General features: G+C 69.2%; 22 protein-coding genes. 10 read left to right on the top strand and 12 right to left on the bottom strand.

The annotated features are described in order from the left end of the window. The first annotated feature begins 117 nt into the window (after positions 1-117). From ACFFJC_RS14375 to ACFFJC_RS14365, 3 genes are all read left to right on the top strand, one after another. Complete coding sequence (locus tag ACFFJC_RS14375) at positions 118-330, top strand: hypothetical protein (RefSeq protein WP_379488170.1); 213 nt, start codon at positions 118-120, stop codon at positions 328-330. A 169-nt stretch (positions 331-499) separates the two neighbouring features. Beyond that, the gene (gene rnd / locus ACFFJC_RS14370; RefSeq protein ID WP_379488169.1) at positions 500-1729 is read left to right on the top strand and encodes a ribonuclease D; all 1230 of its coding nucleotides are present in this window, start codon (positions 500-502) and stop codon (positions 1727-1729) included. A gap of 51 nt (positions 1730-1780) precedes the next feature. Next, positions 1781-2677 carry a hydrogen peroxide-inducible genes activator gene (locus ACFFJC_RS14365; protein WP_379488168.1) on the top strand — a complete coding sequence of 299 codons (897 nt, stop codon included), beginning with the start codon at positions 1781-1783 and terminating at the stop codon, positions 2675-2677. Positions 2678-2684: 7 nt separating this feature from the next. Here the strand turns inward: ACFFJC_RS14365 and pgsA are convergent, their stop codons facing one another. Then, on the bottom strand, positions 2685-3278 hold the full coding sequence (gene pgsA, locus ACFFJC_RS14360; protein ID WP_379488167.1) for a CDP-diacylglycerol--glycerol-3-phosphate 3-phosphatidyltransferase: 594 nt from the start codon (positions 3276-3278) through the stop codon (positions 2685-2687). A gap of 123 nt (positions 3279-3401) precedes the next feature. On the opposite strand from pgsA, the gene ACFFJC_RS14355 reads away from it, so the two are divergent. Then, positions 3402-4793 (top strand): MFS transporter, encoded by a 1392-nt coding sequence (locus ACFFJC_RS14355; protein WP_379488166.1) that lies wholly within the window; start codon positions 3402-3404, stop codon positions 4791-4793. 117 nt (positions 4794-4910) lie between these two features. On the opposite strand, the gene ACFFJC_RS14350 is transcribed toward ACFFJC_RS14355, so the two are convergent. Next, complete coding sequence (locus ACFFJC_RS14350; RefSeq protein WP_379488165.1) at positions 4911-5093, bottom strand: CsbD family protein; 183 nt, start codon at positions 5091-5093, stop codon at positions 4911-4913. A gap of 118 nt (positions 5094-5211) precedes the next feature. Then, positions 5212-5619: an EVE domain-containing protein gene (locus ACFFJC_RS14345; RefSeq protein WP_379488164.1), complete on the bottom strand. Its 408-nt coding sequence runs from the start codon at positions 5617-5619 to the stop codon at positions 5212-5214. Between the two features lie 80 nt (positions 5620-5699). Between ACFFJC_RS14345 and ACFFJC_RS14340 the strand changes: the two genes are divergently transcribed. The 6 genes from ACFFJC_RS14340 (at position 5700) to ACFFJC_RS14315 (ending at position 12042) form a co-directional block, all read left to right on the top strand. Beyond that, positions 5700-6635 carry an isopenicillin N synthase family dioxygenase gene (locus tag ACFFJC_RS14340; protein ID WP_379488163.1) on the top strand — a complete coding sequence of 312 codons (936 nt, stop codon included), beginning with the start codon at positions 5700-5702 and terminating at the stop codon, positions 6633-6635. A 138-nt stretch (positions 6636-6773) separates the two neighbouring features. Continuing rightward, positions 6774-8393 carry a putative bifunctional diguanylate cyclase/phosphodiesterase gene (locus ACFFJC_RS14335; protein ID WP_379488162.1) on the top strand — a complete coding sequence of 540 codons (1620 nt, stop codon included), beginning with the start codon at positions 6774-6776 and terminating at the stop codon, positions 8391-8393. A 67-nt stretch (positions 8394-8460) separates the two neighbouring features. Then, a complete protein-coding gene (gene dapF, locus ACFFJC_RS14330) occupies positions 8461-9279 on the top strand; it encodes a diaminopimelate epimerase (protein WP_379488161.1) in 819 nt (272 codons plus the stop codon). Beyond that, a complete protein-coding gene (locus ACFFJC_RS14325; RefSeq protein ID WP_379488160.1) occupies positions 9276-10454 on the top strand; it encodes a MiaB/RimO family radical SAM methylthiotransferase in 1179 nt (392 codons plus the stop codon). Before dapF ends, ACFFJC_RS14325 begins: the two co-directional genes overlap by 4 nt. Beyond that, the gene (ftsY, locus tag ACFFJC_RS14320) at positions 10451-11401 is read left to right on the top strand and encodes a signal recognition particle-docking protein FtsY (protein ID WP_379488159.1); all 951 of its coding nucleotides are present in this window, start codon (positions 10451-10453) and stop codon (positions 11399-11401) included. Before ACFFJC_RS14325 ends, ftsY begins: the two co-directional genes overlap by 4 nt. Beyond that, positions 11401-12042, top strand: a complete 642-nt coding sequence (locus ACFFJC_RS14315) for an inner membrane-spanning protein YciB (protein WP_379488158.1) — start codon at positions 11401-11403, stop codon at positions 12040-12042. Before ftsY ends, ACFFJC_RS14315 begins: the two co-directional genes overlap by 1 nt. A gap of 18 nt (positions 12043-12060) precedes the next feature. On the opposite strand, the gene ACFFJC_RS14310 is transcribed toward ACFFJC_RS14315, so the two are convergent. The 9 genes from ACFFJC_RS14310 to ccmC form a co-directional block, all read right to left on the bottom strand. Continuing rightward, on the bottom strand, positions 12061-13017 hold the full coding sequence (locus ACFFJC_RS14310; RefSeq protein ID WP_379488157.1) for a TIGR03557 family F420-dependent LLM class oxidoreductase: 957 nt from the start codon (positions 13015-13017) through the stop codon (positions 12061-12063). Positions 13018-13090: 73 nt separating this feature from the next. After that, entirely contained in the window at positions 13091-15037 is a 1947-nt protein-coding gene (locus ACFFJC_RS14305; RefSeq protein WP_379488156.1) for a potassium transporter Kup, read from the bottom strand. A 124-nt stretch (positions 15038-15161) separates the two neighbouring features. Beyond that, positions 15162-15830, bottom strand: coding sequence for a tetratricopeptide repeat protein (locus ACFFJC_RS14300; protein ID WP_379488155.1), 669 nt, complete (start codon positions 15828-15830; stop codon positions 15162-15164). Then, the gene (locus tag ACFFJC_RS14295) at positions 15827-16240 is read right to left on the bottom strand and encodes a cytochrome c-type biogenesis protein (protein ID WP_379488154.1); all 414 of its coding nucleotides are present in this window, start codon (positions 16238-16240) and stop codon (positions 15827-15829) included. The genes ACFFJC_RS14300 and ACFFJC_RS14295 overlap by 4 nt, the downstream gene beginning before the upstream one ends. Continuing rightward, positions 16237-16800 (bottom strand): DsbE family thiol:disulfide interchange protein, encoded by a 564-nt coding sequence (locus ACFFJC_RS14290; RefSeq protein ID WP_379488153.1) that lies wholly within the window; start codon positions 16798-16800, stop codon positions 16237-16239. The genes ACFFJC_RS14295 and ACFFJC_RS14290 overlap by 4 nt, the downstream gene beginning before the upstream one ends. Then, positions 16797-18758 carry a heme lyase CcmF/NrfE family subunit gene (locus ACFFJC_RS14285; RefSeq protein ID WP_379488152.1) on the bottom strand — a complete coding sequence of 654 codons (1962 nt, stop codon included), beginning with the start codon at positions 18756-18758 and terminating at the stop codon, positions 16797-16799. The genes ACFFJC_RS14290 and ACFFJC_RS14285 overlap by 4 nt, the downstream gene beginning before the upstream one ends. Further along, complete coding sequence (gene ccmE, locus ACFFJC_RS14280) at positions 18755-19213, bottom strand: cytochrome c maturation protein CcmE (RefSeq protein ID WP_379488151.1); 459 nt, start codon at positions 19211-19213, stop codon at positions 18755-18757. The genes ACFFJC_RS14285 and ccmE overlap by 4 nt, the downstream gene beginning before the upstream one ends. After that, complete coding sequence (locus ACFFJC_RS14275) at positions 19213-19353, bottom strand: hypothetical protein (RefSeq protein ID WP_379488150.1); 141 nt, start codon at positions 19351-19353, stop codon at positions 19213-19215. Before ACFFJC_RS14275 ends, ccmE begins: the two co-directional genes overlap by 1 nt. Further along, complete coding sequence (gene ccmC, locus ACFFJC_RS14270) at positions 19353-20087, bottom strand: heme ABC transporter permease CcmC (RefSeq protein ID WP_379488149.1); 735 nt, start codon at positions 20085-20087, stop codon at positions 19353-19355. The genes ACFFJC_RS14275 and ccmC overlap by 1 nt, the downstream gene beginning before the upstream one ends. Between the last annotated feature and the right edge of the window lie 77 nt (positions 20088-20164).

Here is a 20164-nt window from a genome sequence, read left to right as displayed (position 1 = left end):
TTTCGCGCGCGGCGATGCTCCGCAGCCCTGCCCGGCTCCGGCGCCGGTAACCCCATGTAAACCATTGTCGCTTAACGCTTACGGAAAGGGTCGGGGCACAGGAAAGCCGGTAAAGCGATGATGTTGGCTGACGACGGGCCGGACGGGACCGCCCTTTCTTTCGCGCAATCGGGCGAGGCGGCCTCGTTCCAGGAATGGGCCGACGCGCCGCGGCCCTCCCCCGCCGGCGCCTTTGCCGCCATGGCCGAGCTGCGCCAGCTCGCCGATCCCGAGGCGGAGCCGGGCGACGATGCCGAGGCTGGCACCTGCCGCCGCCGGGACTGCACGTGACCGGCAGCCAGCTGCGCCGCCGCCTGGTGACGCCCGAGAGCATCGCCGCGCTCGCCGCGCCCGAGAAGCGTGGTCTGCTGCACAGGCTCCGGCGCCGCCGGTGACATGCTACGATTCCGCAACACGGGGCGTTGATCCCCCGGGCGGTTCGGCGTAACGCCTCCGTTCCATGAAAATTCATCCGCTGATAACGAAAACCGAGGATCTCGCCGCGCTGTGCGGCCGCCTCGCGAAGTCCGACTTCGTGGCCGTCGACACCGAGTTCATGCGCGAGAACACGTATTGGCCCGAACTCTGCCTGGTGCAGATCGCCAATACCGAGGAAGCCGCCGCGGTCGATCCGCTGGCCGACGGCCTCGACATGACCCCGCTGTTCGACCTGCTGACCGCCAACGAGGACGTGCTCAAGGTCTTCCACGCCGGCGGGCAGGACGTGGAGATCATCTTTAACTTCACCGGCCGCACGCCGCACCCGATCTTCGACACGCAGATCGCGATGATGGCGATCAGCCAGTCGGAGCAGATCGGCTACTCGAACCTCGTCGAATCGTGGCAGGGCGTCACCATCGACAAGGGTGCGCGCTTCACCGACTGGTCGCGCCGCCCGCTGACCGAGCGGCAGATCGAGTACGCGATCGGCGACGTGACCTACCTGTCCAAGATCTTCCCCAAGATCCTCAAGCGCCTGATGAAGACCGGGCGCGGCGAGTGGCTGGACCAGGAGATGGAGAAGCTCGCCGATCCGGAGAACTATCGCAACGACCCGACCGAGGCGTGGAAGCGGATCAAGGCGCCGGGGCGCAACCCGCAGGTGCTCGGCCGGCTCAAGGCGATCTCGGAGTGGCGCGAGCTGGAGGCGCAGGGCAAGAACATCCCGCGCGGCCGCATCGCCCGCGACGAGACGCTGGCCGACATCGCCAGCCACCCGCCCCGCCAGCAGGCGGACCTCGCCAAGGTGCGCGGGCTCTCGCAAGGCTGGAAGGACAACGAGATCGGTCGCCGCCTGATGGCCGCCATCGCCAAGGCCGAACCGATGCCGGACGACGAGCTGCCCCCGCGCGCGCCCCGCGGCGCACCGCTGGGCAAGGAAGGCGCGCTGGTGGCGGACCTGCTCAAGCTGCTGCTCAAGATCCGGGCGCGCGAGATCGACGTCGCCGCCCGCCTGCTCGCGCGCAGCGACGAGCTGGAGATGCTGGCCGCCGGCGTGCGCAAGAACCTCGCGATGCTGCAGGGCTGGCGCTACGACGTGTTCGGCCGCGACGCGCTCGACCTGGTGGAGGGCAAGCTTGCCTTCGCGGTGGAGAACGGCAAGCTCAAGATGACCCACGTCGACGACGCCAAGCCGCAGGCCCCCGAATCCCCGCTTCCGCAATCTTCGGTGGTCGACGCCGAAGACTGATCCTGCGCCGGCGCGCTTGGCGAACGCTTCGCAGCGTGCAATAGCCCAGGCATGACGGTCTACCAGCCGACGCTCAAGCAGCTCCAGTACCTCGTCTCCCTCCACGAGCACGGCCATTTCGGCCGCGCCGCCGATGCCTCGTTCGTCTCGCAGTCCACCCTCTCGGCGGGGTTGCGCGATCTCGAGACGCTGCTCGGGGTGACGCTGGTGGAGCGGACCAAGCGCGCGGTGCGCTTCACCCCCCTGGGCAACGCCGTGGTCGCCAAGGCGCACCGGATCCTGCGCGAGACGGAGGAGCTGTCCGACCTCGTGCAGTCGAGCGGCAAGCCGCTCTCGGGCGAGGTGCGGATGAGCGTGATCCCGACAATCGCGCCGTTCCTGCTGCCGCGCATGCTGCCCCGGCTGCGGCGCGAGCGCCCCAACCTCAAGCTGTTCCTGCGCGAGGAGCCGAGCCAGCACGCGATCGAATCGCTGCACCATGGCCGAGCCGATTGCGTCCTGCTCGCCCTCCCCTACGCCACCGGCGAGGTGGAGAAGGAGACGATCGAGCTCGACGCCTTCTTCGTCGCCTTCCCGGCCGACGACCCGCGCGACCCGCCGCCCGAGGTCAGCCCCGAGGTCATCGACGAGCACCGGCTGCTGCTGCTGGAGGACGGGCACTGCCTCAAGGACCATGCGCTCGCCGCGTGCAACCGCCCGGAGCTGCGCGCCAGCGCGACGATGATCGGCACCTCGCTGCACACGCTGGTGCAGATGGTGGACAATGGCCTGGGCCTGACGATGCTGCCCGAGATGGCGCTCGACGCCGGGATCCTCAACGGCACCAACGTCGTCGCCCGCCCGCTGGTCTCGCCCAACGCCAACCGTGAGATCGCGCTGGTGTGGCGCAAGAACTCGCCGCGCTCGGACGAATTCCGGATGCTTGCGGACGAGCTGCGCGCCGGCTGAGCCGGGCTCAGTCCATGTGCTTGAGGCCGACGCGCAGGTAGTCCCAGCCGGTCACCAGCGTCAGCACCGCCGCGGCCCACAGGGTGGTCAGCCCCAGGGTGTGCGGCACGTTGATCTCCAGCACGCCCAGCGCGATGGTCCACCAGGGCATCGCCGCGCCCAGGATCAGGGCGCCCAGCGACACGAGCTGGAACGTGGTCTTCCACTTGGCCAGCCGGCTGACCGGCATCGACACCTGCAGCCCGCCCAGGAACTCGCGCAGGCCGGAGACGGCGATCTCGCGCACCAGGATCACGAGGCCCGCGATCACGTGCATGTCGCCCACGTAGGGGCCGCGAAGGATTCCCTGCGCGGTGAGCACCAGGATCACCGCCGCCACCATGATCTTGTCGGCGATCGGATCGAGGAACACGCCCAGCTTCGAGACCGTCCCGCTCGACCGCGCGAGGTAGCCGTCGAAGTAGTCGGTGATGCCCATCAGGCAGTAGAGCACGAAGGCGAGGCCGTAGCCGAACTCCCAGCGCGGCCACCACAGCAGGAAGGCCAGCAGCGGCACCGCGAAGATGCGCGAAAGGGTGAGCAGGTTCGGCAGGGTCAGCATGGCCTTGCCGCCATAGCGCGCAATCGCAGGGGGAATAAAGTGCCCAACGGGGCTTGTGCGCCCGGACCGGGGCATTAAGTGTCCCCCCGACCAACGAGCAAGGCCGGCGGCAATCCCCCCATCATGATCACGACGACCCAACTCATCCGGGCGCGACGCTTCCTGCCGCTGTTCGTCACGCAGCTGCTGGGCGCGTTCAACGACAACCTGTTCAAGAACGCGATGATCCTTTTCGTGGTCTACGAGGTCTACCAGTCGGAGGCGCAGGAGACGCGCTTCAGCGCCCTGGCCTCGGCCATCTTCATCCTGCCGTTCTTCGTGCTCTCGGCGCTGGCCGGCCAGCTGGCGGACTTGCGCGACAAGGCCCGGCTGATCCGCGTCATCAAGGCGTTCGAGATCGCCATTATGCTGGTGGGCGGCGCCGGGCTGGCGCTCGCGTGGCAGGGTGTCTCGCTCGATGCGGTCGCCATTCCGCTGATGCTGCTGGCGCTGTTCGCGATGGGCGTCCACTCCACCTTCTTCGGGCCGATCAAGTACGCGATCCTGCCCCAGCACTTGCGCCAGAGCGAAGTGCTCTCCGGCACCGGGCTGGTCGAGGCGGGGACCTACATCGCGGTCCTGGCCGGCACCATCGTCGCCGGCTGGATCAGCGTGGACGCGGCGGCGATCGGCGTCGTCGCGGTGGCGTGCCTGGGGTGGCTGGCCGGGCGGCAGGTCCCTCCGGCGCCGCCCGCCACGCCGAGCCAGCCGCTCTCGTTCCCGGTGCTCTCCTGGTACCGCGCCCGCAAGGTCAACCCGCTGCTGCGCCTCCTGGGATATCCGGCGATGGCGCTCGCGGACCAGTGCGTCTCGGCCTATCGCCTGGTGCGCAACACCATGCACGACCGCCGGGTCTACCTGGCGATCTGGGCGATCAGCTTCTTCTGGGCGATCGGCACCGTGCTCTTCGTGCAGTTCCCGCCGCTCGCCAAGAACATGCTGATGGCGAGCAAGGAAGTCGCCAGCCTTTTCCTGGTGATCTTCTCGGTCGGGGTCGCGATCGGCTCGGTGGCGATCAACGCCCTGCTCAAGGGCACCGTCTCGGCACGCTGGTCGCCGATCTCGGTGATCGGCATGGGCGCGTTCCTGGTCGCCTTCCAGCAGGTCTGCCACCTCTGGCCGCCGCACGACGGTCCCGAGGCGCTGATGGACGTGGGCACCTTCGTCGTCCAGCCGCTCGCGGTGCCGCTGATGCTCACGCTGCTCGGGATCGCGGTGTGCGGCGGCATGTTCGTCGTGCCGCTCTACGCCTTCCTCACCACCTTCGTGGACAAGTCGCAGACCGCACGGACGATCGCCGCGAACAACATCGTCAACTCGGGCGCGATGGTGGTCGGCTCGCTGGCGAGCGGGGCGATGACGTTGCTGGGGATCACCGTGGGGCAGCAGTTGCTGGTGGTGGCGCTGAGCTGCGGCGCCTCCGCCTGGCTCGGCTTCCTGCTGTTCCGCGCCGAGCGGTGCGAGGCGAGCCGCTGAAAGCCAGGCCCGCGTGGGTGGCGCGATAACCGGTCGGATCGCCCTGAAGTCCGCGCAACAGAAAAGGGCCGCCCCAACGGGACGGCCCTCGACTGGTTCGTGCGGGAAGGGAAAGCGTCAGACGCGGTCGCCGACGGCACCCTTCACCTTGCCGGCGGCCTGCTGCAGTTCGCCCTTGCGCTCCTGCGCCTTGCCTTCGGCCTTCTGGGCCGGGTCGTTGCGCACATCGCCCGCGGCCTGCTTGGCGTTGCCGGCGATCTCGTTGCCGAGACCCTTCATGGTGTCCTTGAGTTCACCCATGATCGTTCTCCTTGTCTGAGCGGCGAGAAATCTTGCCGCGTTCACGAAGAACCAACCGGCTGGCGCGGCCCCTGTTGCAGCCGCTGCGGCGGCCCGTGCCAGCGCGGCGACGGATGCCTCAGGCTTCCGCGATACTCAGGATATAGGCCCATTCCTGCGGGGTCACCGCCGCGACGGACAGGCGCGAGAGCTTGACCAGCTCCATGTCCGCGAGCTCGGGATCGGCCTTGATCTCCTTGAGGGTGACCGGCCGCTCCAGCTTCCGCACCGGCTTCACCTTGACTGCCGCCCACTTGCCTTCCGGATCGCTGGGGTCGGCAAGACCCGACTGGCTGATGGTGACCACGCCGACGATCTCCTTGCCGATGTTGGAATGATAGAAGAACGCCTCGTCGCCCACCTGCATGGCGCGCAGGTTGTTGGCGGCGCGGTGGTTGCGCACGCCGTCCCAGGTGCCCTCCCCTTCCGCCACCAGGTCGTCCCAGCTGTACGCGTCCGGTTCAGACTTCATCAGCCAGTATGCCATGCTTGCGCCTTTCCGATTAGACTATGGCCCCCTGGCCTCTAAAGGGGGCCGCATACCGACTCGCTACGGATTGCACCATCATGGACCTTGCAGAAATCCCCGTTCTCAGCCTCGTCGACGATCGCGCCGTGCTTCCCGCGCGCATCGGCGAGAGCTTCCGCACCTTCGGCTTCGCGATGATCCGCGACCACGGCATCGACCTGGCGCTGATCGACCGCGCCTGGGCGCTCACCCGCGAGCTGTTCGACCTGCCCGAGGACACCAAGCGCCGGTACTTCGTCCCCGGCCAGGGTGGCGCGCGCGGTTACACGCCGTTCCGCACCGAAGTCGCGAAAGGCGCGACGGAGAAGGACCTCAAGGAGTTCTGGCACGTCGGCCGCGACCTGCCCGCCGGCTCGCCGCTCGCCGCTTCGATGCCGCCCAACGTGTGGCCTGAGGAAGTCCCGGGCTTTCGCGAGACCTTCACCGAACTCTACGCGCAGTTCGACGCGGCGGGCGCCCGGATCCTCTCCGCCATCGCGGTGGACCTGGGCCTGCAGGCCGACTGGTTCGATCCGGCGATCGAGGACGGCAACTCGGTGCTGCGCCTGCTGCACTACCCGCCGGTGAGCGAAGGCGCGGGCGGCGCGATCCGCGCCGGCGCGCACGAGGACATCAATCTCATCACCCTGCTGCTCGGCGCGCAGGAAGCCGGGCTGGAACTGCTCAGCAAGGAGGGGCGCTGGTTGTCGGTGGCGCCGCCCGAAGGCGCGCTGGTGGTCAACATCGGCGACATGCTGCAGCGCCTGACCAACCACGTCCTGCCCTCCACCACGCACCGCGTGCGCAATCCCTCGGGCGCGCGCGCGGGTCACAGCCGCTACTCGATGCCGTTCTTCCTGCACCTGCGCAGCGATTTCCGCTTCGCCACGCTGCCCCAGTGCATCAGCGAGACCCAGCCGGACCGCTATCCCGAGTCGATCACCGCCGACGACTACCTGCAGGAGCGCCTGCGCGAGATCGGCCTGAAGGCCTGACACGGTCGTTGCGATTAAATCCTTGTCATCGGGGCGCTCTTTCCCGCCCCGCCTGACCGCAGGGCGGGAATTTAACAATTATTTCAGAGGAACTGCGTAGCCCCGAGCACCGGGGCAGGACCCGTGGGGGGCACGTCGGTGCACGCAGCGAGAATCGAAACGATCGGCCAGGGCGGCAGTGACGCCGAGCGCGCGAAGCGACAGTTCGATATCGTCGCGCTCGGCGTCGTCACCGCCTCGCTCCTCCTCTTCGTCGCGACCGCGAGCAAGATCGTGCCGCAAGTTATGCGCGCGCTCGCCGGCCATGGCTCCGGGCCGGACCGCCTCCTGGTCAACGCCTTCCTTCTCAATATCGCCATCATCATCCTCGGCTGGAGCCGCTATCGCCAGCTGTGCGACGAGATCGCGCAGCGCACCGCGGCCGAGCGCGAGGCGCGCCGGCTGGCGGAGACGGATCCGCTCACCGGATTCTTCAACCGCCGCCGCTTCCACGCCGATCTGCGCGGCCTGGACGCGCGCGTGCGCGCGCGCGGTGAGGCGCTGGCGCTGATGATGATCGACCTCGACAACTTCAAGCAGGTGAACGACCACCACGGCCACGCCACCGGCGATGCCCTGCTGTGCGAATGCGCGCGGCGCATCAGCGCCGCCCTGCCGGAAGGCGCGCTGGTCGGCCGCATCGGCGGAGACGAATTCGCGGTGGCGCTCGCCTTCGACGCCGCCGGGCCCGAGCGGATCGACCGCATCGCCGCCACGCTGGTCCAGGCCATCGCCGAATCGGCGCGCGCCAGCGGCGCCACGACCAGCGTCACCGCCTCGATCGGGATCGCCCGCTCCGACCGGGCGCCACGCCGGGACGACGGGCCCCGCGCCCTCCTGGAGATGGCGGATGTCGCCATGTACCATTCCAAGCGGCAGGGCCGGAACGCGTTCTCCTGGTTCGAGCCCCGGATGGACGACGACAAGCGCTTCCGCTCCGAACTGGAGGCCGGTATTCGCCAGGGCCTCCCCCGCGGCGAGTTCGTGCCCTTCTACGAGCAGCAGATCGACCTTCAGACGGGCGAGTTGACCGGCTTCGAGATGCTGGCGCGCTGGGATTCGCTGGAATTCGGCATCGTCGCGCCCGATATCTTCATCCCCATCGCCGAGGACATGGGCGCCATCGCCGAGCTTTCGAACTGCGTGATCGCGCAGGCCCTGGAGGATGCGCGGACCTGGGACCCGCGGCTGACGCTCTCGGTCAACATCTCGCCCGTCCAGCTGCGCGACCCCTGGTTCGCGCAGAAGCTGCTGCGGCTCCTGGTGGAGGCGAACTTCCCCGCGCACCGGCTGGAGGTCGAGATCACCGAAAGTTGCCTGCACCAGAACCTTGTGCAGGTGCGCGCCCTGGTGGCCAGCCTGAAGAACCAGGGGATACGCGTGAGCCTCGACGATTTCGGCACCGGCTACAGCTCCATCGGACAGCTGCGGCAGATCCCCTTCGATCGCATCAAGATCGACCGCAGCTTCGTTGCCACCCTGGCCGAGGACAAGGACAGCGCGGCCATCGTGCGCGCCGTCGCCACGCTGGGCGAAGGGCTGCAAATGCCCGTCACGGCCGAGGGCATAGAGACGCAGGACGTGTTCGATCACCTGCGGCAGTACGGCTCCATCACCGGTCAGGGTTACTTCTACGGCCGCCCCCGCCCGGCCCGCGAGCTGGCCGAATGGCTGGGTCCCCGCGGCGAAGCGGAGCCGCACCAGATCCGTCGCGCCTGAGCGCAACCGGGCGATCATCGGGACGATCGCACTGGACCTGGGCCCCGGCAGCACCTAGATCGCGGCCATGCGGATCGAGTTCACCAAGATGCACGGCCTGGGCAACGACTTCGTCGTGCTCGACGCGCGCGAACGCCCCCTGCCGCCGATGGACGCCGCCTTCGCCGCCGCTCTCGCCGAACGCCACACGGGGATCGGCTGCGACCAGCTCATCGTGCTGGAGCCGTCCGAGCTGGCAGACTTTCGCATGCGCATCTTCAATGCCGACGGCAGCGAGGTGGAGGCCTGCGGGAACGCCACGCGCGCGGTGGGGCTGCTCCACGGCCGCCCCGCCCGGATCGAGACGCGCGGCGGCCTCCTGCGCTCAGGACCGACCGAGGCCGGCATCAGCGTCGAGATGGGCAAGCCGCGCTTCGCGTGGGACGCGATCCCGCTGGCCTACGCCATGGACACCCACGCGCTGCCGGTAGCCTGGGAGGAACTGGTCAACCCGGTCGCGGTGAACGTGGGCAACCCTCACGTGATCTTCTTCGTCGAGGATCCCTACGCCATCGACATGGCGCGGCTGGGCCCGATGATCGAGACCGACCCGCTCTTTCCCGAGCGCATCAACGTCAACGTGGCCGCCGTCGCCGGCCGCGATTCGATCGTGCTGCGCGTGTGGGAGCGCGGCGCCGGGCTCACCCGCGCCTGCGGCACCGGCGCCTGCGCCACCGCGATCGGCGCGATGCGGCGCGGCCTCGTCGACCGGCGGGTGACGGTGGCCCTGCCCGGCGGCCCGCTCCAGATCGAATGGGCCGAGGACGACGGGATCGTCATGACCGGCCCCGCCACCGAGGCCTTCCGCGGCAGCTTCGATCCCGCGGACTTCGGGATCATCATTTGACCCTCGAAGTCCATTCGCTCGGCTGCCGGCTCAACATCGCGGAGAGCGAAAGCCTGCGCGGCCTCCTCGGCGAGGCGCAGGACCTCGTCGTCATCAATTCCTGCGCGGTCACTGCGGAGGCGGTGCGCCAGACCCGCCAGGCGATCCGCCGCGCCCGGCGCGCCCATCCCGGCGCCCGCCTGCTCGTCACCGGCTGTGCGGCCGAGGTGGAGCGCGCGGCGCTTGCCGGCATGCCCGAAGTCGACGGCCTGGTGCCCAACGCGGCCAAGCTCGACCCACGCGCCTGGAACGTGGCGGTCGCGCCCCGCCCGGTCGAGCGGCGCGGCTACACCCGCGGCTTCGTGCAGGTGCAGAACGGCTGCGACCATGCCTGCACCTTCTGTGTCATCCCGCAGGGCCGCGGCCCCAGCCGCTCGCGCAGCTTGCCAGCCGTGCTGGAAGACGTGGCCGTCCACCTCGACGCCGGGGTGCGGGAGATCGTGCTCACCGGAGTCGACCTCACGTCCTGGGGCGCAGACCTGCCGGGCGAGCCGCGCCTGGGCTCGCTGGTGGGAGCCATCCTCGATCGCTTCCCGAGCCTGCCGCGCCTGCGCCTGTCGTCGATCGACGGCGCCGAGGTGGACGCGGCGCTGTTCGAGCTGCTGGCGGGCGAGACGCGGCTGATGCCGCATGTCCACCTCTCGCTGCAGCACGGCGACGACCTCATCCTCAAGCGCATGAAACGCCGGCACAGCCGCGCCGATGCGCTCCGCCTGGCCGAGCGCCTCAAGGCACGCCGGCCGGAGATCGCGCTGGGCGCGGACCTCATCGCCGGCTTCCCGACCGAGGACGCCGCGGCCCACGCGGCCAACCTCTCCATCGTTGCGGAGCTCGGCGTGGTCCACGGGCACGTCTTTCCCTACTCGCCGCGGCCCGGAACGCCGGCAGCGCGCATGCCGCAGGTCGATCCCGCCCTCGTCCGCGCCCGCGGCGCGCAGCTGCGCGCGCAGGTGGCGCAGGAACGGGACTCCTGGCTTGCCGCGCATCTGGGCAAGCCGCTAAGGGTGCTCGCCGAGAGGAACGGCACCGGCCACGCCGCCGATTTCGCCCCCGTCCGCGTCCCGCCCGGCACGCCCGCAGGCACGCTGGTGGACGTGGTGCCGACGCAGATAGTCGAAGGAATACTGGAAGCATGAGTACCGAAGGCCCCAGCGCCGACCAGCCCGGCGGCGACTGGTCCGAGCGCCTCTTCGGAGGCTTTCGCAAGACCTCGGAGCGCCTCGCCGGCAACCTCTCCGGCATCGTCGGCGGGTCGCGACTGACCGATGCGCAGCTCGACGACCTCGAGGACGCGCTCATCATGTCCGACCTCGGCCCGCGCGCCGCGGCGCGAATCCGTGACCGCCTCGCGCAGGAGCGCTTCGAGCGTGCCGCCGACGAGCGCGCGATCATGGAAGTGGTCGCGCGCGAGATCGCCGAGATCCTGCGCCCGGTCGCCAAGCCGCTCGACATCGTGGCCTTCCCGCGCCCGCAGGTGATCCTGGTGATCGGCGTCAACGGATCGGGCAAGACCACCACCATCGCCAAGCTGGCGCACCTGTTCCAGGAGCAGGACTACTCGGTCATGCTGGCCGCGGGCGACACCTTCCGCGCCGCCGCGATCGGACAGCTCGGCGTCTGGGCCGACCGGCTGGCGATCCCCATCGTCAAGGGACCGGAGGGCGGCGACCCGGCCTCGGTGGTCTTCGACGCGGTCAAGGCCGCGACCGACAGCGGGATCGACGCGCTGATCGTCGATACGGCCGGACGCCTGCAGAACAAGCGCGAGTTGATGGACGAGCTCGCCAAGATCCGCCGCGTGCTCGGTCGCCTCAACCCCGCGGCCCCGCACGACGTCGTGCTCATCCTCGATGCGACGAACGGCCAGAACGCGCTTTCGCAGATCGAGATCTTCAAGGAAGTGGCGGGGGTCTCCGGCCTCATCATGACCAAGCTCGACGGCACCGCGCGCGGCGGCGTCCTCGTCGCCGCGGCCGAGCAGTACGGCCTGCCGATCCACGCCATCGGCGTGGGCGAGAAGATCGACGACCTGCGCCCCTTCAACCCCGACCTGCTCGCGCGGGTGATCGCCGGGATCGCCTGATGACCGCCCAGACCAAGCCCAAGAGCTCCTGGCTCAACCTGGTGGTGGACTTCGGCCCGCTGCTGGTCTTCTTCCTGGCCTATCGCCACTACTCGCCCGACGGCGACGGCAGCCCGCTGGCCACCGTCGCCGCGGTCATCAAGGGCACCGTCGCCTTCATGGTGGCGACCGTGGCGGCGCTGATCGTCTCGAAATGGCGGCTGGGGCACATCTCGCCGATGCTCTGGCTGACCACCGTGCTGATCCTCGGCTTCGGCGCGCTGACGGTGATCTTCCACGATGCCTTCTGGATCCAGATCAAGCCCACCGCGGTCTACCTGATGTTCGCGGGCGTGCTGTTCTTCGGCCTCTGGCGCGGCCGGCCCATGCTCAAGATCCTGCTGCAGTCGGCGTTCGAGGGGCTGGACGAGGAGGGCTGGATGAAGCTCTCGCGCAACTGGGCGTGGTTCTTCCTGTTCCTGGCGGTGCTGAACACCGCGCTGGTCTATACCGTCAGCTTCGACACCTGGCTCCAGGCCAAGCTCTGGGGCTTCACCGTCCTGTCGTTCGTCTTCACCTTCTCGCAGATCCCCATGGTGCTCAGGCACGGCATGGGCCAGGACGGGAAGGAAGAGCTGGTCGAGAACCCGCCGCACGACTGACGGCGGGCTCCCGCCGCCTCAGCGCAGCCGGGGGAACAGTTCCTTCTCGCAGAAGGCGATGAAGCCCTCCTGGTCGTCGCCCGGGCAGGTCAGCACGACATGGTCGAAGCCCGCATCCAGCCACTTTCGGATGGCGGGAAGGTGCGCTTCGGGGTCGGGGCCGACGGTGATCGAATCCTTCAGGTCCTCGGGACGCACGTACTTCGACGCGGCCTCGAAGCCCGCCACGTCGCGCAGCTCGCTGTTCACCGACCAGTCGAAGGCGCTGAAGCGGAAGCGCTCGTGGGCGTTCTTCAGCCCCTGCTCCTCGCTCGCCGCCCACGCCACGGTGCACTCTCCGTAGGCCGGGCCGGACTTGCCCGATTCGGACGCGAACTGCTCGATCAGCTCGGCCTCGGGACTGGTCGCCATGATGCCGTCGGCCTTCTCGGCGGCAAGCTCGACCGAGCGGGGGCCGCTCACGCCGATGGTAACGGTGATCGGCTGCTCCGGCGCATCGTAGAGCTGCGCATGGTCGAGGTCGAAGAAGGCGCCCTCGAAGCTGTGGAGGCCGCCGTCCCACAGCAGGCGCATTATATCCACCGCCTCTCCCAGCATCGCGTGGCGCACCGGCGTCGAGGGCCAGAGCGCGCCGGTGACATGCTCGTTGAGGCGTTCGCCGGCACCGACGGCGAGGCTGAAGCGGTTGTCGCTCATGATCGCGACGGTCGCCGCCGCCTGCGCGACGATCGCCGGATGGTAGCGGATGATGGGGCAGGTCAGCCCGGTGGTGATGCCGATCCGGTCGGTTGCGTGGGCGATGGCGCCGAGCACGCTCCATGCGAACGGGGCATGGCCCTGCGCCTCCAGCCAGGGGTGGAAGTGGTCCGAGATGGAGACGAAGTCGAAGCCCGCCCGCTCCGCCGCAACGGCATTGGCCACGAGCGCCTTGGGCCCGTGCTCCTCGGTCATCAGCTTGTACCCGAACTTCGTCATCGCCATGCTCCTGCCTCGCTCCCGCCGGCACAATGCACGAGCAGGCGGAAGGTTCAGGACGGCTGATGCCGGATCAGATCTCCAGCTGGCTGCCCAGCTCGACCACGCGGTTGGTCGGCAGGCGGAAGAACTCCATCGCGCTGGCGGCGTTGCGCATCATCCACGCGAAGAGCTTTTCCCGCCAGATCGCCATGCCGGGCTTCTCGGAGGGGACCAGCGTCTGGCGCGACAGGAAGAAGCTGGTCTTCATCATCTCGAACGGACCGCCGCACATCGGCGCGTGCGCCAGCGCAGCGGGGATGTCGGTCTCCTCCATGAAGCCGTAGCGCAGCGTCATGCGGTAGAACCCCTGACCGAGGTCGGCGACGGTGAAGCGCTCATTCGGCTCCACGTAGGGTGCGTCCTGCACCTCCACCGTCAGCACCACCACCCGTTCGTGCAGGACCTTGTTGTGCTTGATGTTGTGCAGCAGCGCCGAAGGAACGCCCATGTTGGTGGAGGCCATGAAGATGGCCGTGCCCGGCACCCGCGCGGCGCTGCCATGGGCGCTCTTGGCGAAGACGTTGAGCGGCAGCGCGGCCTCGGTCATGCGATCGCGCATGAGGCGCCGGCCCTTGTTCCAGGTGGTCAGCAGCGTGAACGCGACGCCGCCGATCAACAGCGGGAACCAGCCGCCATCGGGCACCTTGGTGGCGTTCGCGGCGAAGTAGGCGCCGTCGACAACGAAGAACACCACGATGAAGGGGATCGCCAGCCACAGCTTCCACTTCCACAGCACGATGACCAGCACCGCCATCAGGCAGGTGTCGATCAGCATCGCGCCGGTCACCGCGATGCCGTAGGCGGAGGCGAGGTTCGACGAGTTCTGGAACACCAGCACCAGCACGATCACGCCGGTCATCAGCGCCCAGTTCACGAACGGGATGTAGATCTGGCCGACCTCGTGCTCGCTGGTGTGGCGGGTGGAGAGGCGCGGGATGAAGCCGAGCTGCATCGCCTGGTGGGTGATCGAGAACGCGCCCGAGATCACCGCCTGGCTGGCGATGAAGGTGGCGCAGGTCGCCAGGATCACCAGCGGCAGGCGCAGCGACTCGGGTGCGAGATTGAAGAACGGGTTCTCCATCGCCACCGCCGCCTGCGCGTCGTCCAGCCCGAGGATCATCGCCGCCTGGCCGAAGTAGTTGATGAGCAGGCAAGGCATGACCACGCCGAACCACGAGAGCCGCAGCGGCCCGCGGCCGAAATGGCCCATGTCTGAGTAGAGCGCTTCCGCGCCGGTCACCGCCAGCACCACCGAGCCGAGCGCGAGGAAGCCGAGGATCTTGTCCGTCAGGAAGAACTGGACCGCGTACCACGGGTTCAGCGCCACCAGCACCTCGGGCATCTGCACCAGGTGGTAGATGCCCAGCACCGCCAGCGTGAGGAAGTAGATCACCATGATCGGCGAGAACAGCGCGCCGATCCGCGCCGTGCCGCTCTTCTGGATGACGAACAGCGCGATCAGCAGCACCAGCGCGATCGGCAGCACGAAGGGCGCGAGGCTGGACTGGACCACGGTCAGGCCCTCGACCGCCGAGAGCACGGAGACCGCCGGCGTAATCATCGAATCGCCGTAGAACAGCGAGGTCGCGAAGACGCCCAGCAGCACCACGAGGGGGCTATAGCGCGACTTGCGGATGACGCCCGAGATGAGCGCGACGAGCGCCAGGCTGCCGCCCTGCCCCTTGTTGTCGGCGCGCATCAGCACGCCGACGTACTGGACCGAGACGACCAGCGTCATCGACCAGAAGATCAGGCTGACCACGCCCAGGATGTGCAGCTCGTCGATCGCCAGCGGGTGCGGGCCGACGAAGGTCTCGCGGAAGGCGTAGAGCGGGCTGGTGCCGATGTCGCCGAACACGACGCCGACCGCCCCCAGGGCCAGCTTGGTGATATTGCCGGAGCCGTGCCCTTGCCCCTGCGTCGGAGAATCGCTCACCGTCGATGGGACGTAGGACGTGTCCGCTGTTGCATCACTCATTCAAGCGTCCTGTCGTGGACTCGCAGAGGCGCATTCGCTGCTGCGGCAAGGCGAGGCCGTTAGCAGCATGGATGGGGGCAGGCAACGATACTGTGGCCGCGGTGCCCGCACGGCCATGTACCATTCAGGGAAGCGGCAGCTCGCCCTGAACGGAGACCGATTCGCGCTTCTGCGCGGCGATGGCGGCATCGAGGCGCTGGAGCTGCGCGGCCAGCGGCGCGCGCCATGCGGCCTTCTCCGGCGCGCGGGCGACAAGGTCCGCCCAGAGCGCTCGCGCCTCTCCCAGGCGGCCCTCCTGTGCATAGGCCAGGCCGAGGAAGAACGGCGGCCCGGGCGCGTCGGGGTCCGCAGCGATCGCCCGCCGATAGGCGTAGAGCGACGCGGGGGTCAGGGTGTTCTCGGCATGGGCGACGAGCGCGTTGGCCATCGCCAGCCAGGCCTCGGCGTTCTTGGGGTTGGTCTCCACGGCCCCGCGCAGGACTTCGGCGGCATCGGCGAACTGGCCGTTGCGCGCCAGTCCGTCCGCGATCACCACCCAGCGGTTGTTGGGCGGAATGCCGCTGTTGGTGACCTTGGCCCGGGCCTCGACCATGGCGGTCGGATCGGACGAGATCGCCTCGCGCCCTTCCTTGGGCGCGCCGGCCAGGCCGGGGCTTCCCTGCGTGACGTAGCCCGCGATGCCCAGGAGCAGCGCCGAAGCGACCGCCTCGCGCGCGCCGCGCGGCACCTTGAGCGCGAAGACGAGCACCGCCAGCACCAGGAGCGCCAGGCCGAGGACGAGGATCCAGGTCACCGCGCCCCGCCCTTGCCCGAAAACCGTCGCCGCAGCAGCAGGAAGGCCAGCAGCAGCAGCGCCGCCGGCACCGCAAAGAGGGGCCAGGTAAGGCCGGTCAGCTGAGGGGCATAGCTGACGTAGTCGCCGTAGCGCTCGATCAGCCAGGCGCGGATCGCCTCGGGCTCCTCGCCGCGGGCGATCCGCTCGCGCACCAGCGAGCGCATGGAGCCGGCGATCGGCGCATCCGAATCGGCGATCGACTGGCCCTGGCACTGGAGGCACCGCAGCGTCTCCATCAGGTCCTGCGCCCGCGCCTCCTTCGCCGGGTCGTCGAGCTGGCGATAGGCATAGGGCGCGGTGGACTGCTCCTCCTGCGCAATCGCCGGAACCGCGGCAACCAGCGCGGCGAGGATCAGCAGGCGCCTCACCGCTGCGCCTCCTTCAGCTTTGCGAGCAGCAGTTCGAGGTGCTCGGGCCGGATGTCGCCGATGTGCTGGTAGACGATGGTTCCCTTGCCATCGACGACGTAGGTCTCCGGCACTCCCGACGAGCCGAGCGCGAGCTGGACACGGCCATCGTCGTCGGCGCCAATGCGCTGGAAGGGGTCGCCGTTCTCCTCCAGGAAGGCCTGGAGGTTCTCGGTCGTGTCGCGCACCGATATCCCTTCGATCGGCACGCCCGCCTTCGCCAGCGCGCCGAGCTGCGGCGCCTCCACGCGGCACGGCACGCACCAACTCGCGAAGATGTTGACGAGGTGCGGCTTGCCGTTCGCGAGGATCTTGCTGTCGAGCCCCGGACGCCCGGGCAGCGCCGGCGGCAGGACGAACCGCGGCATCGGCTTGCCGACCAGGGCGCTGGCGACGTTGCGGTCGGCCGGACGGTAGAGCCCGACCAGCACCAGCGCCACGAAGCCCAGGAACAGCGCCAGCGGCAGCCAGATCGCCCACCGCGGGGCCCTGGTGGTACCGCGCTCGGGTTGCGTGCTCATCGTCCCTGCCTCTCGCGCCGGTAGGCGATCTTGTCCCTGGCGGAAATGCGCCGCAAGTCCGCCGCGACGCGGCCCAGCAACGCCAGCAGTCCTCCCAGGGCGATGATGACCCCTCCGATCCAGATCAGCGGCGCGAACGGCTTCCACCACAGGCGAAGCTGCCAGCGCCCCTCGCCCTGCGCCCCCGGCGCCTCGCCGCCCAGCACGGCGTAGAGCTGCCCGTTCCAGCGCGTCAGCAGCGCCGATTCGTTCGTCTGCTGCGGCGGCGCCCAGAAGCTGCGCGATTGCGGCAGCATCCGCGTGACCTTGCCGTCGGCGCCGTAACGCACCAGCAGGCGTGCCTCGAGCGCCGTCCAGTTGGGCCCGGCCACCGGTTCCACGGTGTCGAGCTTGACACCCCAGGGTCCGACCTCGGTGACCTCGCCGATGCGCACAGCGACCAGCTTCTCGACCGAGAAGGCGCTTTCGCTGCTCATGCCGAAGAGCGAGATGGCGACGCCGAGGTGCGCGAGCACCATGCCCCAGATAGCAAGCGGGGTGCGGCGCAGGTTGCGGCCCTTGAGCGGCAGCACGCTCGCCCAGGCAAGACCCGCCGAAAGCGCGAGGCCGAGGAACGGCAGCAGCGCCACGCCGCCGATCGCCACCAGCACGATCGCGATGGCTGCCACCAGCAGCGCCGGAATGACGAGGCCACCTCTCACCCGCGCGAAGGTGTCCCGCCGCCAGCGCAGCAGCGGCCCTACCGCCAGCACCACCAGCATCGGCACCGCGAACAGCGCGCCCATAGGGTTGAAGTAGGGCGGCCCGACCGAGACCTTGGCCCCCATCGCTTCCGCCACCAGCGGATAGAGCGTGCCGAACAGCACGATCCCCAGGATTGCCGAGAGCATCACGTTGTTAAAGACCAGCGCGCCCTCCCGGCTCACCGGAGCGAAGCGCTCGCCCTCGGTCACGGTGGCGGCGCGCAGGCCGAACAGCGCGAGGGCGCCGCCGATGTAGATCGCCAGAAGCACGAGGATGAACGTGCCGCGCTGCGGATCGACGGCGAAGGCGTGGACGCTCGTCAGGATACCCGAGCGCACGAGGAAGGTGCCGATCATCGACATCGAGAAGGCGACGACGCCCAGCATCACGGTCCAGGCGCGCAGCGCGTTGCGCGAGGCGAGCACGCTGGCCGAGTGAAGCAGCGCGGTGGCGGCGAGCCAGGGCATCAGCGAGGCGTTCTCGACCGGGTCCCAGAACCACCAGCCGCCCCAGCCGAGCTCATAGTAGGCCCAGTAGGAGCCGGCGGTGATGCCCAGCGTCAGGAAGATCCACGCGCCCAGCACCCAGGGCCGCATCGCCTTGGCGAAGGCGGGGCCCACCTCCCTCGTGACGAGAGCACCGATCGCGAAGCTGAAGGCGACCGAGAGGCCGACGTAGCCCAGGTAGAGCGTCGGCGGATGGAAGGCGAGGCCAAGGTCCTGCAGCAGCGGGTTGAGGCCGTTGCCCTCCGCCGGCACCGGGGAGAGCCGCTCGAACGGGTTGGAGGCCAGTAGCAGGAAGGCATAGAAGCCCAGACTGACGAAGGCCTGCCCGGCCAGCGTGGCCCGCATGGTCCGTTCGGGAAGGCGCCGCTCCACCAGCGCGACAAAGGCGCCGGCCATGCCCATCACCGTCACCCACAGGAGCATCGAGCCCTCGTGGTTGCCCCAGGCGCCCGCGACCTTGAACACCAGCGGCTTCATCGAGTGCGAGTTGAGCGCCACCAGCTTGACCGACAGGTCGGTGACCGCGAAGACGGCGATGAGGCACGCGAACGCGATCAGGGCCAGCACGCCCTGCACCACCGCCACCGGCCGCACGGCATCGCCGAGCACCGCCCCACGGGCGGTCAGCCCCAGGCATCCGGCCAGCAGTTGCAGACCCGCCAGGGCCGCGGCGAGCCAGAGAGCGGCGAGACCGAGTTCGGCGATCATTGCGTCTCGGCCACCACCTTGCGCGCCTGTTCCTTGCTCATGTCCTGCATCTCGCGCGGGACGTAGTTCTCGTCGTGCTTGGCAAGCAGGTTGTCGGCGACGAAGGCGCCGTCCGTGCCCATGCGCCCCTCGGCGACCACCCCCGAGCCCTCTACGAAGAGCGAGGGGACGATGCCGCGGAAGGTGACCGGCACCCGCGCCTTCCCGTCCTGAACGACGAAGTGGATCGTCACGCCGTCGCTGGCCGTCTTGAGCGAGCCGCGCTCGACCATGCCGCCCAGGCGCACCGCGCGATCGGGCTCCGGCGGCCGGGCCACGATCTCGCTCGGGACGTAGAAATAGCTCGCCTGGTTGCGCAGCGCCCAGGCGGCCAGCAGCGCCGCGCCGACCAGCACCACGAGCGCTCCCACGAGCAGCACCAGCCGCTGGTGCTTGGCCTTGACCGCAACCGCCATCAGCGCTTCCTCGCGGCGTCACGGCGCCGTTCGGAGCGGCGCATCGTCAGCAGCGACCAGGCGACCAAGCCCAGCGTCGCGCCGACACCGACGACGTAAGAGGCGACCACGAAGGTCCAGGGATCCATCGCCTCGCGCATCAGAACGCTTCCACTTCGGCCAGCGCCCTGCGGCGCAGCCGTGCCTGCGCCTGCTGCTCGGCCAGGAGCGCCCGCATGCGTGCCAGCACGCAGCCGGCGAAGACCAGGGTCAAGCCCAGGGTCGCGAGCAGCAGCGGCCACAGGAACGCGCCGGCGATCGCCGACTTGCCGGCGGTGATGCTCGGCGGCTGGTGCTGCGCGTTCCACCAGATCACCGAATAGTGGATGATCGGGATGTTCACCGCGCCAACCAGTCCGAAGATCGCCGGCGCCTTGCTCTGCCCGCCCTCGGCACTCTCGCTTGCCTGCGCGAGCGCCATCCAGCCGAAGTAGAGGAACAGCAGCACCAGCATGCTCGTCAGCCGCCCGTCCCACACCCACCAGGTGCCCCAGGCAGGACGGCCCCAGAGCGAGCCGGTCAGCAGGCAGACCGCGGTGAACACCGCCCCGGGCACCGCGCTGGCCCGCGCGGCGATGGCGGCGAGCGGATGACGCCAGACCAGTTCCGCAAAGCTGGCGCCTGCGATCGCCATCCAGCCCGCCATCCCCAGCCAGGCGGAGGGGACATGGAGGTACATGATACGCACCGTCTCGCCCTGCAGCTTCTCGGCCGGCGCGAAGAACAGGCCCCAGCCCAGTGCGAGCGCCGCGACCGCGAGCCCCAGCCCGATGCACAGCGGCATGAGCCAGCGCGCGATGCGCAGGAAGCGGGCAGGATTGGCAAAGCCGTGCATGACAGGCGCGCTTCTATAGAGCGATGGGAAAGGAGCAAGTGACTCAGATCAACCCGGCGCGTTTTCGCCCCGCCGAC

The sequence above is a fragment of the Novosphingobium soli genome, from assembly GCF_042432915.1.
GTDB classification, from domain to species: Bacteria; Pseudomonadota; Alphaproteobacteria; order Sphingomonadales; family Sphingomonadaceae; genus Novosphingobium; species Novosphingobium soli.
This window is presented reverse-complemented; position numbering and strand designations above follow the sequence as displayed.

Excerpts from the sequence above, each read along its gene's own strand:
- ACFFJC_RS14290 (WP_379488153.1), bottom strand. The coding sequence starts at position 16,800 with ATGAGCACGCAACCCGAGCGCGGTACCACCAGGGCCCCGCGGTGGGCG.
- ACFFJC_RS14355 (WP_379488166.1), top strand. The coding sequence starts at position 3,402 with ATGATCACGACGACCCAACTCATCCGGGCGCGACGCTTCCTGCCGCTG.
- ccmE (WP_379488151.1), bottom strand. The coding sequence starts at position 19,213 with ATGGCGGTTGCGGTCAAGGCCAAGCACCAGCGGCTGGTGCTGCTCGTG.
- ACFFJC_RS14310 (WP_379488157.1), bottom strand. The coding sequence starts at position 13,017 with ATGACGAAGTTCGGGTACAAGCTGATGACCGAGGAGCACGGGCCCAAG.
- ACFFJC_RS14285 (WP_379488152.1), bottom strand. The coding sequence starts at position 18,758 with ATGATCGCCGAACTCGGTCTCGCCGCTCTCTGGCTCGCCGCGGCCCTG.
- ACFFJC_RS14350 (WP_379488165.1), bottom strand. The coding sequence starts at position 5,093 with ATGGGTGAACTCAAGGACACCATGAAGGGTCTCGGCAACGAGATCGCC.
- ACFFJC_RS14305 (WP_379488156.1), bottom strand. The coding sequence starts at position 15,037 with ATGAGTGATGCAACAGCGGACACGTCCTACGTCCCATCGACGGTGAGC.
- ACFFJC_RS14275 (WP_379488150.1), bottom strand. The coding sequence starts at position 19,353 with ATGCGCGAGGCGATGGATCCCTGGACCTTCGTGGTCGCCTCTTACGTC.
- ACFFJC_RS14340 (WP_379488163.1), top strand. The coding sequence starts at position 5,700 with ATGGACCTTGCAGAAATCCCCGTTCTCAGCCTCGTCGACGATCGCGCC.
- ACFFJC_RS14375 (WP_379488170.1), top strand. The coding sequence starts at position 118 with ATGATGTTGGCTGACGACGGGCCGGACGGGACCGCCCTTTCTTTCGCG.
- ccmC (WP_379488149.1), bottom strand. The coding sequence starts at position 20,087 with ATGCACGGCTTTGCCAATCCTGCCCGCTTCCTGCGCATCGCGCGCTGG.
- ACFFJC_RS14315 (WP_379488158.1), top strand. The coding sequence starts at position 11,401 with ATGACCGCCCAGACCAAGCCCAAGAGCTCCTGGCTCAACCTGGTGGTG.
- rnd (WP_379488169.1), top strand. The coding sequence starts at position 500 with ATGAAAATTCATCCGCTGATAACGAAAACCGAGGATCTCGCCGCGCTG.
- ACFFJC_RS14345 (WP_379488164.1), bottom strand. The coding sequence starts at position 5,619 with ATGGCATACTGGCTGATGAAGTCTGAACCGGACGCGTACAGCTGGGAC.
- ftsY (WP_379488159.1), top strand. The coding sequence starts at position 10,451 with ATGAGTACCGAAGGCCCCAGCGCCGACCAGCCCGGCGGCGACTGGTCC.
- pgsA (WP_379488167.1), bottom strand. The coding sequence starts at position 3,278 with ATGCTGACCCTGCCGAACCTGCTCACCCTTTCGCGCATCTTCGCGGTG.
- ACFFJC_RS14365 (WP_379488168.1), top strand. The coding sequence starts at position 1,781 with ATGACGGTCTACCAGCCGACGCTCAAGCAGCTCCAGTACCTCGTCTCC.
- dapF (WP_379488161.1), top strand. The coding sequence starts at position 8,461 with ATGCGGATCGAGTTCACCAAGATGCACGGCCTGGGCAACGACTTCGTC.